Origin of the sequence: Citrobacter sp. TBCS-14 (genome assembly GCF_005280805.1) — a bacterium.
Classification (GTDB): Bacteria; Pseudomonadota; Gammaproteobacteria; order Enterobacterales; family Enterobacteriaceae; genus Citrobacter; species Citrobacter gillenii.
Map to the genome: position 1 here is coordinate 460816 of NZ_SZWM01000476.1, position 16396 is coordinate 477211.

General features: G+C 50.9%; 18 protein-coding genes and 2 pseudogenes. 9 read left to right on the forward strand and 11 right to left on the reverse strand.

What is annotated here, in order from left to right; genetic code table 11:
• Positions 1-6: 6 nt before the first annotated feature.
• Both yjeM and epmA read right to left on the reverse strand, forming a co-directional pair.
• A complete protein-coding gene (gene yjeM / locus FDX22_RS19190) occupies positions 7-1509 on the reverse strand; it encodes a glutamate/gamma-aminobutyrate family transporter YjeM (protein WP_137400505.1) in 1503 nt (500 codons plus the stop codon).
• Positions 1510-1721: 212 nt separating this feature from the next.
• Positions 1722-2699, reverse strand: coding sequence for an elongation factor P--(R)-beta-lysine ligase (gene epmA, locus FDX22_RS19195; RefSeq protein WP_096758600.1), 978 nt, complete (start codon positions 2697-2699; stop codon positions 1722-1724).
• A gap of 324 nt (positions 2700-3023) precedes the next feature.
• Between epmA and frdA the strand changes: the two genes are divergently transcribed.
• The 5 genes from frdA to FDX22_RS19220 all read left to right on the forward strand — a co-directional run bounded on the left by frdA (position 3024) and on the right by FDX22_RS19220 (position 6954).
• Positions 3024-4814, forward strand: a complete 1791-nt coding sequence (gene frdA, locus FDX22_RS19200; RefSeq protein WP_117342443.1) for a fumarate reductase (quinol) flavoprotein subunit — start codon at positions 3024-3026, stop codon at positions 4812-4814.
• Positions 4807-5541 (forward strand): fumarate reductase iron-sulfur protein, encoded by a 735-nt coding sequence (gene frdB / locus FDX22_RS19205; protein ID WP_096758601.1) that lies wholly within the window; start codon positions 4807-4809, stop codon positions 5539-5541. Before frdA ends, frdB begins: the two co-directional genes overlap by 8 nt.
• A gap of 10 nt (positions 5542-5551) precedes the next feature.
• The gene (gene frdC / locus FDX22_RS19210) at positions 5552-5947 is read left to right on the forward strand and encodes a fumarate reductase subunit FrdC (protein WP_003025537.1); all 396 of its coding nucleotides are present in this window, start codon (positions 5552-5554) and stop codon (positions 5945-5947) included.
• A gap of 10 nt (positions 5948-5957) precedes the next feature.
• On the forward strand, positions 5958-6314 hold the full coding sequence (frdD, locus tag FDX22_RS19215) for a fumarate reductase subunit FrdD (protein WP_003025535.1): 357 nt from the start codon (positions 5958-5960) through the stop codon (positions 6312-6314).
• A 106-nt stretch (positions 6315-6420) separates the two neighbouring features.
• Entirely contained in the window at positions 6421-6954 is a 534-nt protein-coding gene (locus FDX22_RS19220) for a lipocalin family protein (protein WP_096758602.1), read from the forward strand.
• Here FDX22_RS19220 and sugE read toward each other — a convergent pair.
• Positions 6951-7268 carry a quaternary ammonium compound efflux SMR transporter SugE gene (gene sugE / locus FDX22_RS19225; protein WP_016151397.1) on the reverse strand — a complete coding sequence of 106 codons (318 nt, stop codon included), beginning with the start codon at positions 7266-7268 and terminating at the stop codon, positions 6951-6953. The two genes, FDX22_RS19220 and sugE, sit on opposite strands and share 4 nt — an antisense overlap.
• A gap of 259 nt (positions 7269-7527) precedes the next feature.
• On the opposite strand from sugE, the gene FDX22_RS19230 reads away from it, so the two are divergent.
• Complete coding sequence (locus FDX22_RS19230) at positions 7528-8127, forward strand: helix-turn-helix domain-containing protein (RefSeq protein ID WP_096758603.1); 600 nt, start codon at positions 7528-7530, stop codon at positions 8125-8127.
• 30 nt (positions 8128-8157) lie between these two features.
• Here FDX22_RS19230 and ecnB read toward each other — a convergent pair whose 3' ends face one another.
• The 3 genes from ecnB to efp all read right to left on the reverse strand — a co-directional run bounded on the left by ecnB (position 8158) and on the right by efp (position 9169).
• Positions 8158-8304: a lipoprotein toxin entericidin B gene (gene ecnB / locus FDX22_RS19235; protein ID WP_096758604.1), complete on the reverse strand. Its 147-nt coding sequence runs from the start codon at positions 8302-8304 to the stop codon at positions 8158-8160.
• A 107-nt stretch (positions 8305-8411) separates the two neighbouring features.
• Positions 8412-8546 (reverse strand): lipoprotein antitoxin entericidin A, encoded by a 135-nt coding sequence (gene ecnA, locus FDX22_RS19240; protein ID WP_043018154.1) that lies wholly within the window; start codon positions 8544-8546, stop codon positions 8412-8414.
• A gap of 56 nt (positions 8547-8602) precedes the next feature.
• The gene (gene efp / locus FDX22_RS19245) at positions 8603-9169 is read right to left on the reverse strand and encodes an elongation factor P (protein ID WP_096758605.1); all 567 of its coding nucleotides are present in this window, start codon (positions 9167-9169) and stop codon (positions 8603-8605) included.
• A gap of 40 nt (positions 9170-9209) precedes the next feature.
• Between efp and epmB the strand changes: the two genes are divergently transcribed.
• Complete coding sequence (epmB, locus tag FDX22_RS19250) at positions 9210-10238, forward strand: EF-P beta-lysylation protein EpmB (RefSeq protein WP_096758606.1); 1029 nt, start codon at positions 9210-9212, stop codon at positions 10236-10238.
• A gap of 183 nt (positions 10239-10421) precedes the next feature.
• A complete protein-coding gene (gene yjeJ / locus FDX22_RS19255; protein WP_146717630.1) occupies positions 10422-11285 on the forward strand; it encodes a YjeJ family protein in 864 nt (287 codons plus the stop codon).
• Positions 11286-11373: 88 nt separating this feature from the next.
• Here the strand turns inward: yjeJ and FDX22_RS19260 are convergent, their stop codons facing one another.
• The 4 genes and pseudogenes from FDX22_RS19260 to FDX22_RS19275 all read right to left on the reverse strand — a co-directional run bounded on the left by FDX22_RS19260 (position 11374) and on the right by FDX22_RS19275 (position 14115).
• Entirely contained in the window at positions 11374-11727 is a 354-nt protein-coding gene (locus FDX22_RS19260) for a DUF4156 domain-containing protein (RefSeq protein ID WP_042999161.1), read from the reverse strand.
• Between the two features lie 186 nt (positions 11728-11913).
• Positions 11914-12630: pseudogene (locus FDX22_RS19265) on the reverse strand (TCP-1/cpn60 chaperonin family protein); the annotation flags it as partial.
• Between the two features lie 14 nt (positions 12631-12644).
• A pseudogene (gene groL, locus FDX22_RS19270) lies at positions 12645-13778 on the reverse strand (chaperonin GroEL); the annotation flags it as partial.
• Positions 13779-13821: 43 nt separating this feature from the next.
• Positions 13822-14115 carry a co-chaperone GroES gene (locus FDX22_RS19275; protein WP_000027827.1) on the reverse strand — a complete coding sequence of 98 codons (294 nt, stop codon included), beginning with the start codon at positions 14113-14115 and terminating at the stop codon, positions 13822-13824.
• 275 nt (positions 14116-14390) lie between these two features.
• Between FDX22_RS19275 and yjeH the strand changes: the two genes are divergently transcribed.
• Positions 14391-15653, forward strand: a complete 1263-nt coding sequence (gene yjeH / locus FDX22_RS19280; protein WP_146717631.1) for an L-methionine/branched-chain amino acid transporter — start codon at positions 14391-14393, stop codon at positions 15651-15653.
• A gap of 53 nt (positions 15654-15706) precedes the next feature.
• On the opposite strand, the gene FDX22_RS19285 is transcribed toward yjeH, so the two are convergent.
• Positions 15707-16186 (reverse strand): FxsA family protein, encoded by a 480-nt coding sequence (locus FDX22_RS19285; RefSeq protein ID WP_115259635.1) that lies wholly within the window; start codon positions 16184-16186, stop codon positions 15707-15709.
• Positions 16187-16396 lie beyond the last annotated feature (210 nt).

Consider the following 16396-nt stretch of genomic DNA (forward strand, 5'->3'; position numbering starts at 1 on the left):
GGTCGTTTATTCAACCGCCCATTCAGGCTCATTGGCCATACGACGGCTGTAGTTCTGGTAAATCGCCATGGCTAACAACGAGAAGAAAATCGGCCCGCCGGTCATCCACAGCGCACTGTTCCAGTCACCAGCTTCAATCACCGGCTGGATAATGGTGAACACGTTGGCGAACGTCACTACCAGCACCACAACACTCGTGGCCAGTAGCGTTGCGGCTCGGGTTTTAAATATCACAAACGGTCTTTCCAGGCCGACGCGAGATTTAAAGAAAGGGAACGCCAGCGCGAGGAACAGATACGGCAGCGTCATCGAGACGTTCGCCATCAGCGTCAGCTTGTTATAGAACGCTGAGGCCGTATCGCCGCCAAACGACACCAGAAGAATAAACAGGCTCACCAGCAGACACTGCATCCACATCGCCGTCGTCGGCATCCCCATAGCGTTCAGTCTGGTCATCGGTGCAGGCCACAGTGCTTTTGGCGTCCCCTGAATAATCGCTTTCAGCGGCGAGTAGCTGAGCGTGAAGAATGCCCCGGTATAAGCAAGGAACATAGACAGGCCGGTAATACGCGCAAACCAGACGCCTGTAGTGATAGCCGCCTCAGGTGAAAGATGCAGCGCATGGCCCAGAGTCATCCCCAAACTCTTCATCAGGATATAAGTAATATTACCCAAGTTCACTGAACTATTACTTAATACATCCTGCCAGTTGGTACTCACGCCCCATAAAAAGATGGCCAGCGAATAACCCACTGAAATGACAATCGCCGCGAAGACAATGCCTTTCGCGAAGTTCTTTTCAGGTTTCTCTGTTTTATCAACCAGTCCACCCACGGCTTCTATTCCGCCATAGGCAAAAATAGCAAACACCACAAATGACAGCATGGCCAGACCGGACTGATATCCCGGATTCGGTGAAGAGACAAAATTAATATCCTGTGCAAAGTGGCCACCGGTTAATAACAAAATAGCGACACTCACTAACAACAGAACTAAATTAAGACACATGACGGCAATTCCGCCAACCGCCGTAATGCGAGCAATCTTATTAATACCCCGTGACGCTACGCCAGTCACTAACACCATCCAGCCAACAGCAAGCAGTCCGACGACCTGCGTGGGCTCAAACCCGGCGATACGCCAGGTCTGCGTCATATCCGCGCCGAATATAAAGGTGGAAAAAGGCACCCAGACTTTCGCCGCGGTGCTCACCATCCAGATAACGTAGGAAGAGAACCACATAAAGGTGCCGATAAACGCATAACGAGGTCCGACGCTATTATTCATCCACGAATAGATCCCACCCTCTTCTTTCCGATAGGCAGACCCCATTTCAGCCATCATTAAGGCAAATGGGATAAAGAATAATAATGCAGAAAATACATACCATGGAATGGCACTGTATCCCATTAAATAGAAAGCCGAGGGGCTATTAGCAAATCCAAAAACAGACGTAAATATCATCAGGATGAGACCAGTCAGGCTCATCTTTTTTATTGTTTGGGTCATTAAACTATCCCTTACTCTGGAGAGTGTTTATCAAACACCACTCACCGGTGAATACTGCCCCCTTGCAGAGATCAGCAATAAGAAAATCAACACAGGATTGATACCTGAATGCTAACAAAATTCCAGAGTTAAATTGTGGCTATTAGAGGGGAAATGAAAAAAGATGCTACAAAGTGACGACTATGCGCCACTTTGCAATGCGGAGACGTGAATTACGCACGATCGACGGTAAAGGCGATAACATCAGCGAGGCTATCGGCCCCCAGTGCCAGCATAACCAGACGGTCGACGCCCAGCGCCACGCCTGAGCAATCCGGCATCCCAACTTTTAGCGCTTCAAGCAGATTGTTATCGATAGGCTGTTGCGGTAAGCCACGGGCGGCTCGTTTGCGGTTATCCTGTTCGAAGCGTTGCTGCTGCTCGCGTGCATCGGTCAACTCATGGAAACCATTCGCCAGCTCAATACCTTTGTAGTACACCTCAAAACGTTCGGCCACGCGGTGGTCTTCAGTACTGATTTGCGCCAACGACGCCTGGCTGGCCGGGAAATGATATACAAACGTCGGTTTATCTTTGCCAATGTGCGGTTCGACGCCCATCGCAAACAGCAGTTGCAGCAAGGTATCCCGGTCTTCTTCGGTGTCCGCGATATTGCTGAGATCCAGCTTAGCCGCCGCTTCGCGCAACTGTGTTTTATCCGCTGACAGCGGGTCGATTTCAAGATGACGCTGGAAGGCTTGCTGATAAGAGAGGCTTTCCGCCGGAGAGCAGTCCAGCACTTGCTGGAGCAAATCATCCACTTCATTCATCAGACGGTACATATCATAATGAGGACGGTACCACTCGAGCATGGTGAACTCGGGGTTATGGTGACGCCCCATCTCTTCGTTACGGAAACTGCGACACAGTTGGTAGACCGGACCACACCCTGCAACCAGCAGGCGCTTCATATGGTATTCCGGGCTGGTCATCAAATAGAGGTTCATGCCCTGAGAATGACCCGGGCCAACGAAACGCGTTTCGAACGGGAACAGATGAATATCCGTAACCGTCGCCTGACTCATACAAGGTGTCTCAACCTCAAGCACGCCACGGTCGGCAAAAAAGCGGCGGATTTCCGCTATAATTGCTGCACGTTTTAACAGATTGGGGATGGACGCGCTCGGCTGCCAGGTTGCCGTTTCGCTCATGGTTGTTTCTCCGATTTAAGACAAGGGCACGAAGTCTACTCGTAACGCGTTAGCGAGACAAATTTCGGGAGGGAATAACAAACACGGACAAGTTGATAAAAAAAGCAACATTGGGTGGTTTAGTAATTAAATTAATCAAAATCAATGATAATTCCCCCCTGTGATACGCTAAAAAAATCGAACACGTCAAATTTCCCGCTCCTCCCTGAGACTATACTATTGTACCTATAAAGGAGCAGTGGAAACGCGTTCATAACCCGTTTGACTCAGATGAAGCATCTGATTACGGGCGGGGATGAAATAACAACAATCTGGAGGAATGTCGTGCAAACCTTTCAAGCCGATCTTGCCATTATAGGCGCCGGTGGCGCGGGATTACGTGCTGCAATTGCTGCCGCACAAGCAAATCCCAACGCTAAAATCGCACTGATCTCAAAAGTGTACCCAATGCGCAGCCATACCGTTGCTGCCGAAGGCGGCTCTGCTGCTGTCGCGCAGGATCATGACAGCTTTGACTACCATTTTCACGATACGGTAGCTGGCGGAGACTGGCTGTGTGAGCAGGATGTCGTGGATTACTTTGTCCACCACTGCCCAACTGAAATGACGCAACTGGAACAATGGGGTTGCCCATGGAGCCGTCGTGAAGACGGTAGCGTCAACGTACGTCGCTTCGGCGGTATGAAAATTGAGCGCACCTGGTTTGCCGCGGATAAGACCGGCTTCCACATGCTGCATACGCTGTTCCAAACGTCTTTGCAGTTCCCGCAAATTCAGCGTTTCGACGAACACTTCGTCCTGGACATCCTGGTTGATGACGGTCAGGCTCGCGGCCTGGTTGCGATGAACATGATGGAAGGCACGCTGATGCAAATCCGTGCTAATGCGGTTGTCATGGCAACAGGCGGCGCTGGCCGTGTGTACCGTTACAACACCAACGGCGGCATCGTTACCGGCGACGGTATGGGCATGGCACTGAGCCACGGCGTTCCGCTGCGTGATATGGAATTCGTTCAGTATCACCCGACTGGTCTGCCAGGCTCCGGTATCCTGATGACCGAAGGCTGCCGCGGTGAAGGCGGTATTCTGGTCAACAAAGATGGCTATCGCTATCTGCAGGACTACGGCATGGGTCCGGAAACCCCACTGGGCGAGCCGAAGAACAAATACATGGAACTGGGTCCGCGCGACAAAGTTTCTCAGGCCTTCTGGCACGAATGGCGTAAAGGCAACACCATTTCCACCCCGCGTGGCGATGTGGTTTACCTCGACCTGCGTCACCTCGGTGAGAAAAAACTGCTCGAGCGCTTACCGTTCATCTGCGAACTGGCGAAAGCCTACGTGGGTGTCGATCCGGTTAAAGAACCGATCCCGGTACGTCCGACCGCGCACTACACCATGGGCGGTATCGAAACCGATCAGCACTGTGAAACCCGCATTAAAGGTCTGTTCGCCGTTGGTGAATGTTCCTCTGTTGGTCTGCATGGCGCTAACCGTCTGGGTTCTAACTCTCTGGCAGAACTGGTGGTCTTTGGCCGCATGGCGGGTGAACGTGCAGCAGAACGCGCTGCAACGGTAGGCGCAGCAAACGGTGCCGCACTCGACGCACAGGTTGCTGGCGTTGAAAAACGTCTGAAAGATCTGGTGAACCAGGAAGGTAACGAAAACTGGTCCAAAATCCGCGACGAAATGGGTCTGTCCATGGAAGAAGGTTGCGGTATCTACCGTACGCCGGAACTCATGCAGAAAACCGTTGATAAACTGGCCGAACTGCAGGAACGTTTCAAGCGCGTACGTATCACCGATACCTCCAGCGTCTTCAACACCGACTTGCTGTACACCATCGAACTGGGTCATGGTCTGAACGTTGCTGAATGTATGGCGCACTCTGCGCTGGCACGTAAAGAATCCCGCGGCGCGCACCAGCGTCTGGATGAAGGCTGCACCGAGCGTGATGACGTTAACTTCCTCAAACACACTCTCGCCTTCCGTGATGCTGACGGCACAACTCGCCTGGAATACAGCGACGTGAAAATCACCACTCTGCCGCCAGCTAAACGTATGTACGGTGGCGAAGCGGAAGCAGCCGATAAGAAGGAGAAGGCGAATGGCTGAGATGAAAAACCTGAAAGTTGAGGTGGTGCGCTATAACCCGGAAACCGATACCGCGCCGCACAGTGCTTTCTATGAAGTTCCTTATGATGAAACCACATCTCTACTGGATGCGTTGGGTTACATCAAAGATAACCTGGCACCGGACCTGAGCTACCGCTGGTCCTGCCGTATGGCAATCTGCGGTTCCTGCGGCATGATGGTCAACAACGTGCCTAAACTGGCGTGCAAAACCTTCCTGCGTGAATACACCAACGGTATGAAGGTTGAAGCGCTGGGCAACTTCCCGATCGAACGCGATCTGGTCGTCGATATGACGCACTTTATCGAAAGCCTGGAAGCGATCAAGCCGTACATCATTGGTAACCCGCGTACTCCGGATCAGGGTCCAAACACCCAGACTCCGGCGCAAATGGCGAAGTATCATCAGTTCTCCGGTTGCATCAACTGTGGTCTGTGCTATGCCGCGTGCCCGCAGTTCGGCCTGAACCCAGAGTTCATTGGACCGGCTGCAATCACCCTGGCGCATCGTTATAACGAAGATAGCCGCGACCACGGTAAGAAGGAGCGTATGGCTCAGTTGAACAGCCCGAACGGCGTCTGGTCCTGTACTTTCGTGGGCTACTGCTCCGAAGTCTGCCCGAAACACGTCGATCCGGCTGCGGCCATTCAGCAGGGTAAAGTTGAAAGTTCAAAAGACTTTCTTATCGCTACCCTGAAACCACGCTAAGGAGTGCACGATGACGACTAAACGCAAAGCCTATGTGCGGCCAATGACGTCCACTTGGTGGAAAAAACTGCCATTTTATCGTTTTTACATGCTGCGTGAAGGCACGGCAGTTCCGGCAGTCTGGTTCAGCATTGAACTGATTATCGGCCTGTTTGCACTCAAGCATGGTGCAGAGTCCTGGATGGGTTTTGTCGCCTTTTTACAAAACCCGGTGGTGGTAATTCTTAATATTATCGCCCTGGCTGCAGCGCTGCTGCATACCAAAACCTGGTTTGAGCTGGCGCCAAAAGCTGCCAACATCATCGTAAAAGACGAAAAAATGGGGCCAGAGCCGATCATCAAAGGTCTCTGGGCAGTTACTGTGGTTGCGACAGTAGTAATACTGTTTGTTGCCCTGTTCTGGTAAGGAGTCCGGAATGATTAATCCAAATCCAAAACGCTCTGACGAACCCGTATTCTGGGGCCTGTTTGGTGCAGGCGGTATGTGGAGCGCTATCATTGCGCCGGTGATGATCCTGTTGGTAGGCATTATGCTGCCGCTGGGCTTTGTTCCTGATGCTTTCAGCTATGAACGCGTACTGGCATTTGCTCAGAGCTTCATCGGACGTGCGTTCCTGTTCCTGATGATCGTTCTGCCGCTGTGGTGTGGTTTACACCGTATGCACCACGCGATGCATGACCTGAAAATCCACGTGCCGGCTGGCAAGTGGGTATTCTACGGTCTGGCTGCGATCCTGACCGTTGTAACGGCGATTGGTATTCTGACCATCTAATCGCTCCGCCCTCTTATCATCCGGTAAGAGGGCGTTTTTTCGCTCTCTCTTCCCTTAATTCCCCGCCAGGTTCTACACTTAGGAAAAACCTTAAAAGGAAAATCCTATGCGCTTGCTGCCTGTAGTTGCTGCCGTTACGGCTGCATTTCTGGTTGTCGCTTGCAGCTCCCCTACGCCACCAGCAGGCGTGACCGTTGTCAATAACTTTGATGCTAAACGCTATCTCGGAACCTGGTACGAAATCGCGCGCTTCGATCATCGCTTCGAACGAGGACTGGATAAAGTCACGGCCACCTACAGCCTACGTGATGATGGTGGTATCAACGTCATCAACAAAGGCTACAACCCCGACAGAAGCATGTGGCAAAAAACGGAAGGCAAGGCTTATTTCACTGGTGATCCTACGCGAGCGGCGCTGAAGGTGTCGTTCTTCGGTCCATTCTACGGTGGGTATAACGTGATTGCTCTCGATCGGGAGTATCGCCACGCGCTGGTTTGTGGCCCGGATCGCGACTACCTGTGGATCCTCTCACGTACCCCCACTATTTCAGACGAGATGAAACAGCAAATGCTGGCAGTCGCGGCCCGGGAAGGGTTTGAAGTGAACAAGCTAATTTGGGTAAAACAGCCTGGCGCTTAGTGGGTACTGAGCTTCAGACCAATAATTCCGGCGACAATCAGACCCAGACTCAGCAAACGTGCCGGACTGGCGGATTCCCCCAGCAGCAGGATACCGGTAATGGCCGCCCCTACCGCACCAATACCGGTCCAGACCGCATAAGCTGTTCCAACGGGCAACGTTCGCATCGCCCAGGAAAGCATGGCGATACTGACGATCATGGCCACAATGGTAATAATGCTCGGTGTCAGACGGGTAAAACCGTGGGTATATTTCAGGCCAATTGCCCATACGACTTCAAGCAGGCCAGCAATCAATAAAACGATCCAGGACATATCAGGCTCCAGAATAACAATGGGGCCGTCCCCGGTGAGAGAAGCGTTTGCAGGTCGTCCTACAACGCTGAAGTATGAAAAAGCATTTTTGCCCGAAAGAAAATGAATTTCAACATTTTTATCCATTGCCTGCTTAAAGCAAGAATTGAGCACAAATAGCAGCGTAGTTCCCGCATTTGGCTGCCATTGGTCTTATCTATGATAAATGGCTTTCTGAAGTCAGGAAGCCGTTTTTCCCACTTCTGAATACGAAAAGTTTATGCATAAAATTTTAGTGATTGACCGGTGCCACTTTACCCGTACAGGGGTCGAGGCCTTGCTTAATCATTCTGGTAGGTTTAATTCGTCGTTTCTGGTATCAGGAATCAATAACCTCTTACTGGCAAAAGAACATATTTCGCAGTGGAAACCGCATCTGGTGATCGCAGATTTATATGGTTTTCTCAGCGATGTACATGCCAGTCCGCCTATTGCGCCTTTTTTTATGAGCTGTGGTCTGATCCCCCTGATTTTACTGCAATCAGGAGACAGAAAGCCTGTACCCGCTCACAACCCGCAATACGCCGTCCATTCGGTATTATCCAAACGCACTACGCTCTCTGAGTTGTCAGACAGTATTCAGGATGCTCTCTGCGTTCGTCCTGCGCTAAAGACCACTAAAAACGCGACACCGCTGCTTACGCCGCAGGAAGAGAAAGTACTGTCGATGTGGATGGATGGCGTGAGTAACACTGCGATAGCCTCGGCACTCGGCATTCATGGCAAGACGGTTTACACCTATAAACGCAACATTCGCATCAAGCTGCATTTAGGAAACCGCTTTTCACCGTTTCTGTCACTACCCGAGAAAATGAATTAACGGTACGACAGAGCGTCGTACCGTTCATGATTATTGCTGAGCTTTTGTCGCTGCACCAGAGATTGCGCTACCGCCTTCAGAAATATCCTGCCCAACACCTTTTGTTGTATTACACGCAGTCAACACTGAAGAAAGAACCAACACAGAAAAGAGCGCTGCAATTGTCTTTTTAACCATAACGTCTTCCTTTTCTAGCCAATATTGTTTGTGTATAGCTACTTAATGATAGACAAGATCCGGAAGGATGACGGAAAAACGCAGATTTTTAAGACAATATGACAGGCTCAACTGGCCGCGTGAGAGATTGAATTACCAAGATGTTTGATGTCTTCACCGAAGCCACGTGCGGTATTACAGCCCGTCAGGAGTGTGCTGGTGAACAGGATAAGCATTACAAGACCGAGAAGACGTTTCATCATTCCTGCCCTGGAAAAGTATGGCGCAGCAGCCTGCGCCATCGATCAAATAGGATGTATTACTTAACGCGGGAAACGTATTCGCCTGAACGCGTATCCACTTTGATCACTTCGCCGATCTGTACGAACAGCGGAACTTTAACAACTGCGCCGGTGGACAGCGTCGCTGGTTTGCCACCCGTACCCGCGGTGTCACCTTTCAGACCCGGGTCAGTTTCAACGATTTCCAGCTCAACAAAGTTCGGTGGGGTCACGGAGATAGGCTGACCATTCCACAGGGTCACGATGCACTCAGCCTGATCCAACAGCCATTTAGCGCTATCGCCTACCGCTTTCGCGTCAGCAGCCAGCTGTTCGAAAGTGGAGTTGTTCATGAAATGATAGAACTCACCGTCGTTGTACAGGTAAGTCAGGTTCATATCTACAACGTCTGCGCCTTCAGCGGAGTCGGTGGATTTGAAGGTTTTCTCTACACGAGTACCGGTCAGCAGGCGGCGCAGCTTAACGCGCGCGAAAGCCTGGCCTTTACCCGGTTTAACGAATTCACTGGCTTCAACCGCATAAGGTTCGCCGTCCATCATGATTTTAAGACCGGCACGAAAATCGTTGCTATAGTAAGTCGCCATAAGGCCCTCTGAAATTGTTAACTGGTAGCTTAGCCACAAAATGGCGCATATTGTAACCCTAAACACCCCATCCAGAGAAGATTGGTTAGTACAACTTGCCGATGTTCTCACCGATCCGGATGAACTATTACGTCTTTTGAATATAGACGCTGATGAAAATATGCTCGCAGGTCGTGAGGCAAAACGTCTTTTTGCCCTGCGCGTCCCGCGATCGTTTATCGCGCGGATGGAAAAAGGCAACCCCAACGATCCGCTGCTGCGCCAGGTACTCACCTCCCAAGATGAATTTGTCGCCGCGCCAGGATTCTCGACCGACCCGCTGGAAGAACAGCACAGCGTCGTGCCGGGATTACTACATAAGTATCGCAATCGGGCGTTGCTGCTGGTAAAAGGCGGATGCGCGGTCAACTGTCGCTACTGCTTCCGTCGCCATTTCCCTTATGCCGATAACCAGGGGAATAAGCGTAACTGGCAGATTGCGTTAGATTACATCGCGGCGCACCCGGAGCTGGATGAGATTATCTTCTCCGGCGGCGATCCGTTAATGGCCAAAGACCACGAACTGGACTGGTTGCTCACGCAACTGGAAGCCATCCCACATATTAAGCGCCTGCGTATTCACAGCCGTTTGCCGATTGTCATCCCGGCGCGAATTACCGACGGATTGGTCGAGCGTTTTGCTCACTCTTCTCTGCAAGTTCTGCTGGTGAATCACATTAACCACGCCAACGAAATTGATGAGACATTTCGTCAGGCGATGGCAAAACTGCGTCGGATTGGCGTCACACTGCTCAACCAAAGCGTGTTATTGCGCGGCGTGAACGATAACGCCCAGACGCTGGCGAATCTTAGCAACGCGCTATTTGATGCCGGCGTGATGCCCTATTACCTGCACGTGCTGGATAAGGTGCAAGGGGCCGCACACTTTATGGTCAGCGACGATGAAGCGCGTCAAATCATGCGAGAACTGTTGACGCTGGTGTCTGGCTATATGGTCCCCAAACTGGCGCGTGAAATTGGCGGAGAGCCCAGTAAAACGCCGCTGGATCTGCAATTACGTCAGCAATAATCCAAATGAGTGTCCGTTTTCGGACACTCACTGCCAAATAATATAATTTCAATTTATTCAGTCCTTCTCTGACTTTTAATTTATGTTATTTTAACGATAGCTATCTTTTAATATATTTATAAATCATATAAATAGATCAATATTTAGTTTTCCGTTGAATATTAGGTGAGAGAGAGAACCGCCGTGGCTATAACGATTAAAGGTATTAATACGGGCATTATTCTTCAAAAAAATGAGTTCATTGCGCTGGCATTAAAGATAAAGGAACCCAGAAATAAAGAGTCGCTGTTTTTTCTGTCACCATTAGGGCTACGAGACCTGCTTATCGCGCTGGAGAGCAGATTGCATACCAAGCACCTTTTGGGCGAGGATGCGCGTCTGCAGTATGAAAAAGCACGTGACAAAGTCAGTCAAAAAATGCATGAAAACATGCCATTAATGCAGGAGGATGAACTTAAAAATGCGGATATTAATCGTCGGATAAATTCACTGGCATTAGTAAGCGACGAAGGCGAAAACTTAACACTCTCTCTTACACTGCATAATGGTCGAGTTTGTGAGCTATTAATTAATGAACTACAAATTACGGTACTGGCACATGCAATTATTCACGCAATAAATAATGCAGGGATGCGCGAATTAGCACTGCGTATCACATCGTTATTAGATTTCCTGCCTCTATACGACATTGATTGCCTGGATAACGATAATCTTGAATACGATGCCTATACACAATCAGAATGGAAACATAATCTGTTTAATCATTATCTGGCTGTCATCTATCGCTATAAAGACAAAGCAGGGAAAGTTCGGTTCTGTGGTTCAGTGGTGAAAACTCGATCCCCTTCGGATGATAAAGACGTAGAAGCGATCTCTCGTCGGCTTATCGACTTCAGCCCACGGCTAAAAAAACTGGCCGGTGTACCGTGCAAAGTGTTTGTCAGAACACTCACGGGGGATAAAACACAAAAGCTGACACAGGATCAGTGCCTGCGCGCGCTGCATCATTTACGCCTACAGTCTGCCAGTAAAGCGCAGAATGCCTGATGGCGCTGCGCTTATCAGGCCTACGCTCATGTGTACCGTAGGCCGGATAAGACGCTTCAGCGTCGCCATCCGGCATCAACAGCGTTTATCAATTAGGGCACTTATAAACCTGACCAATCATCTCGCTGGCGGTTGGGACAAAACTCGACAACATACCTTGTGATGGGCTGCTTACACCATAAATCACATTACCGCCCATTGCCGCAGCCTGGTTACGCAGATCGTTCGCCGCGCCGCGCATAGAGCCGCCCTCTTCGCCGTGCTGACCAGAAAGCCAGTTGCTCTGCTTACCGGTTGCGGTACCAATCAGCTGGCACTCGGCACCTGGCTTCTCTTCAACGAAGCGTACGCTTTGTCCGGCTGAACTCAGTTCGTTGCTGGAGCTACAACCCGCCATCAGTAGCGCGGCACCAACGATCCCTGCTAAATATTTCACGTGCATGTTATTCCCCATAATCAATGCGCTGGACGTTTTGTCCGTAGCTGAATCATATACTAAAAAGATGACCAAAAGAAAAACCCCCGGACATTTCTGCCCGGGGGTTTCTCATTTTTCGCGAGATGCGTATTTAATCAAATAATTCAAGTTGCAGCCAACGAACCTGCGGCTTGAAGTATGAAGATTAAATTACATCATGCCGCCCATTCCGCCCATGCCGCCCATACCACCAGCAGCACCTAAGTCAGCGGAATCGCCTTTCGGCAGGTCGGTTACCATGCACTCGGTGGTGATCATCAGACCCGCAACAGAAGCCGCGTACTGCAGAGCAGAACGGGTTACTTTAGTCGGATCCAGGATACCCATGTCGATCATGTTGCCGTATTCTTCAGTTGCAGCGTTGTAACCGTAGTTACCGTCACCCGCTTTCACGGTGTTAGCGACAACAGACGGTTCTTCGCCGCAGTTCAGAACGATCTGACGCAGCGGGGATTCCATTGCGCGCAGCGCAACTTTGATACCCACGTTCTGGTCTTCGTTCTGACCACGCAGTTCGCTCAGTTTGGATGCTACGCGGATCAGCGCAACACCACCACCAGCAACCACGCCTTCTTCTACCGCAGCACGGGTCGCGTGCAGGGCATCTTCAACGCGTGCTTTCTTCTCTTTCATTTCAACTTCGGTAGCAGCACCCACTTTGATGACTGCAACGCCGCCTGCCAGTTTCGCTACGCGCTCCTGCAATTTTTCACGGTCGTAGTCTGAAGTTGCTTCTTCGATCTGCTGACGAATCTGAGTCACGCGACCCTGGATTGCAGCTTCGTCACCCACGCCATCGATGATGGTGGTGGTGTCTTTGTTGATAACAACGCGTTTAGCCTGACCCAGATCTTCCAGAGTTGCTTTNCACCCACTTTGATGACTGCAACGCCGCCTGCCAGTTTCGCTACGCGCTCCTGCAGTTTTTCACGGTCGTAGTCAGAAGTTGCTTCTTCGATCTGCTGGCGAATCTGGGTTACACGACCCTGGATTGCCGCTTCTTCGCCCACACCATCGATGATGGTGGTGGTGTCTTTGTTGATCACAACGCGTTTTGCCTGGCCCAGATCTTCCAGGGTCGCTTTTTCCAGCTCCATACCGATCTCTTCAGAGATAACGGTACCGCCGGTCAGGGTCGCGATATCCTGCAGCATAGCTTTACGGCGGTCGCCGAAGCCAGGTGCTTTAACCGCAGCCACTTTCACGATGCCACGCATGGTGTTAACGACCAGGGTAGCCAGCGCTTCGCCTTCAACATCTTCAGCAATGATCAGCAGCGGTTTGCCTGCTTTCGCAACGGCTTCCAGAACCGGCAGCATTTCGCGGATGTTGGAGATTTTCTTATCAGCCAGCAGGATGAACGGCGTTTCCAGTTCTACTGCGCCCGTTTCCGGCTTGTTGATGAAGTAAGGAGACAGGTAGCCACGGTCGAACTGCATACCTTCAACTACGTCCAGTTCGTCCTGCAGACCGGTACCGTCTTCAACGGTGATCACGCCTTCTTTACCGACTTTGTCCATCGCTTCAGCGATCAGTTTACCTACGGTTTCGTCGGAGTTAGCGGAGATGGTACCAACCTGAGCAATCGCTTTAGAGTCGGAGCACGGTACGGACAGGGCTTTCAGTTCTTCAACCGCAGCAGCGACAGCTTTGTCGATACCACGTTTCAGATCCATCGGGTTCATACCCGCAGCAACAGCCTTCAGGCCTTCAGTGATGATGGACTGAGCCAGTACGGTCGCAGTAGTCGTACCGTCACCTGCAGCGTCGTTCGCTTTAGAGGCAACTTCTTTCACCATCTGCGCGCCCATGTTTTCGAACTTGTCTTCCAGCTCGATTTCACGTGCTACGGAAACACCATCTTTAGTGATAGCTGGGGCACCGAAAGATTTATCCAGAACCACGTTACGGCCTTTCGGACCGAGGGTAACTTTTACTGCGTCTGCCAGTACGTTCACGCCGCGCAGCATTTTCACACGAGCGTCGTTACCGAATTTTACGTCTTTAGCTGCCATTTTCTCTTTCCCTTAAATTCGTATGTTCAGTGTCGTTCGCGGATTAAGCTTCAACAATCGCCAGGATGTCACTTTCAGACATGATCAACACTTCTTCATTGTCGATCTTCTCAGATTTAACACCGTAGCCATCGTTGAAAATGACGATATCGCCAACTTTCACGTCCAGCGGCTGTACGGTACCGTTGTCCAGGATGCGACCCTTACCGACAGCGATGATTTCGCCACGAGTTGATTTACCCGCTGCGGAACCGGTCAGTACGATGCCGCCAGCAGATTTGGATTCAACTTCTTTACGTTTGACGATCACACGATCATGTAACGGACGAATACTCATTGATAGCTCTCCTTTGAGAAAGTCTTTATCAGTTATGGGTGGCGCCGGCCCGTGAACGGTTTACCGGCTAGTGACCAGAGAGATGGGGATGGGGTTTTCTCCCTTCAAGGGGGCAAGCGAAAAATTTTTTTTATCAGGAGAAAATCCCGCCAAAACACCGACACACCTCACATTTAATACCGATTTCAGTCACGTCGTCATAAGCAAATCCGATTGTGATACCATCGAAAATCTGCGCTGTAGCCTATTTAACGGGCATAATCGGATAACAATTTATGAGTGGACTGAAGCAAGAGCTGGGGCTGGCTCAGGGCATTGGCCTGTTGTCGACATCATTGTTAGGGACAGGCGTTTTTGCTGTTCCCGCATTGGCTGCCCTGGTGGCGGGTAACAATAGCCTGTGGGCCTGGCCGGTCCTCATTCTTCTAGTCTTCCCCGTAGCGATTGTCTTTGCCGTGCTCGGTCGCCATTACCCCAGCGCCGGCGGTGTGGCACATTTTGTCGGCATGGCCTTTGGCTCTCGCCTGGAGCGTGTTACCGGCTGGCTGTTTTTATCGGTGATTCCGGTCGGGCTGCCAGCGGCATTGCACATTGCCGCCGGATTCGGTCAAGCCATGTTTGGCTGGCATGGCTGGCAGCTTTTGTTGGCAGAACTCGGTACGCTGGCGTTGGTTTGGTATGTGGGTTCCCGCGGTGCCAGCTCCAGTGCAAACCTGCAAACGGTTATCGCCGGGCTGATTGTTGCCCTGATCGTTGGCATCTGGTGGGCGGGTGAACTTAAACCCGGCGAAATCCCCTTTCCTACCATTACCGATATTGAACTGCCTGGGCTATTCGCGGCGCTGTCGGTGATGTTCTGGTGTTTTGTTGGTCTTGAAGCATTCGCACACCTGGCCTCGGAGTTCAAAAAACCGGAGCGAGACTTTCCCCGTGCACTGATGATCGGCCTGCTACTGGCCGGTTCAGTCTACTGGGCATGTACGGTCGTGGTACTACATTTTGGCGCCTATGGTGAGCAAATGGCTGCGGCAGCATCGCTACCTAATATTGTCGTGCAACTGTTTGGCGTACAAGCTCTGTGGGTAGCCTGCATCATTGGTTATCTGGCCTGCTTTGCCAGCCTGAACATTTATATTCAGAGTTTCTCCCGCCTGGTGTGGTCGCAAGCGCAATATAAGCCGGAGAGTTACCTGGCTCGCTTGTCCCCTCGCCATCTTCCGCGCAATGCTTTGAACGCGGTGTTAGCTTGCTGCGTGGTCAGCACATTGTGCATCTATATACTGCAAATCAACCTCGATGCATTAATCATCTATGCCAACGGCATCTTTATTATGATTTATCTGCTGTGCATGCTGGCAGGGTGCCGACTGCTAAAAGGACATTATCGTGCGTTGGCGGTGATTGGCTGTCTGTTGTGCCTGTTGCTGCTGGCAATGGTTGGCTGGAAGAGTCTGTATGCACTGGTTATGCTGGCTGGACTGTGGTTGTTTTTACCCCGCAGGCCGGATAAGGCCGTTACACCGCAATCCGGCAAGTAAAGCCTCGTTGCCGGATGATGCCGCTCACACGGCGTATCCGGCCTACAACGTCATTAATCCCGACGGTCGTCGTCTTTATGATCAAGGCGGTTGCGCTCATCATCTTTACGCTGGAACTCACCGTCAAAGGTCTCGCCCCCACCAGTTCCTGCACTAAAGCCGCCCCCCGGCATACGAGAAAAGCGCAGGTGCGGCAGCAGCTTCATGGTCAGATGCTTCTGCACCGGAGGTAATAAAAGAAGAAGACCAAGGAAATCTGTGAAGAAGCCCGGCAGCACCAGCAGCAAACCAGCAATAATCAGCGACACGCTCTTGATCATTTCTTCAGCAGGACTTTCACCCGCCGCCATTTTTTGTTGCATCAACAAAAAGTTCTTAAACCCTTGGTTACGAACCAGAGACATACCGATAACCGAGGTAAAAATGACCAAAATCAGCGTCATCAGAACACCCATAACATGGGCAACCTGAATGAAAATAGATATCTCTATGTAAACATAGAGAAAAATGGCAAGTAATGGTATCCAGCGCAAAGGACTCTCCTGTAAATAACAGCCGTTTTCGCCACGTCTGTCCGAATGGTTATGTGACTCGCATCGGAAAGATGTGGGGGGAATTAGCAAAATTTCAAGCGGGTTCTACACTTATTTTTGGTATTAATCCTAAAGGGGTGATCCATTTCACAGAATAATAATTAAGGGGTAATTTCCGCGTTTTAAGTGATCCAGATTACGGTAGAAATC

Coding starts and splice junctions, on each gene's coding strand:
- yjeM (WP_137400505.1), bottom strand. CDS start 1,509: ATGACCCAAACAATAAAAAAGATGAGCCTGACTGGTCTCATCCTGATG.
- epmA (WP_096758600.1), bottom strand. CDS start 2,699: ATGAGCGAAACGGCAACCTGGCAGCCGAGCGCGTCCATCCCCAATCTG.
- frdB (WP_096758601.1), top strand. CDS start 4,807: ATGGCTGAGATGAAAAACCTGAAAGTTGAGGTGGTGCGCTATAACCCG.
- frdC (WP_003025537.1), top strand. CDS start 5,552: ATGACGACTAAACGCAAAGCCTATGTGCGGCCAATGACGTCCACTTGG.
- frdD (WP_003025535.1), top strand. CDS start 5,958: ATGATTAATCCAAATCCAAAACGCTCTGACGAACCCGTATTCTGGGGC.
- FDX22_RS19220 (WP_096758602.1), top strand. CDS start 6,421: ATGCGCTTGCTGCCTGTAGTTGCTGCCGTTACGGCTGCATTTCTGGTT.
- sugE (WP_016151397.1), bottom strand. CDS start 7,268: ATGTCCTGGATCGTTTTATTGATTGCTGGCCTGCTTGAAGTCGTATGG.
- FDX22_RS19230 (WP_096758603.1), top strand. CDS start 7,528: ATGCATAAAATTTTAGTGATTGACCGGTGCCACTTTACCCGTACAGGG.
- ecnB (WP_096758604.1), bottom strand. CDS start 8,304: ATGGTTAAAAAGACAATTGCAGCGCTCTTTTCTGTGTTGGTTCTTTCT.
- ecnA (WP_043018154.1), bottom strand. CDS start 8,546: ATGATGAAACGTCTTCTCGGTCTTGTAATGCTTATCCTGTTCACCAGC.
- efp (WP_096758605.1), bottom strand. CDS start 9,169: ATGGCGACTTACTATAGCAACGATTTTCGTGCCGGTCTTAAAATCATG.
- epmB (WP_096758606.1), top strand. CDS start 9,210: ATGGCGCATATTGTAACCCTAAACACCCCATCCAGAGAAGATTGGTTA.
- FDX22_RS19260 (WP_042999161.1), bottom strand. CDS start 11,727: ATGCACGTGAAATATTTAGCAGGGATCGTTGGTGCCGCGCTACTGATG.
- FDX22_RS19275 (WP_000027827.1), bottom strand. CDS start 14,115: ATGAGTATTCGTCCGTTACATGATCGTGTGATCGTCAAACGTAAAGAA.
- yjeH (WP_146717631.1), top strand. CDS start 14,391: ATGAGTGGACTGAAGCAAGAGCTGGGGCTGGCTCAGGGCATTGGCCTG.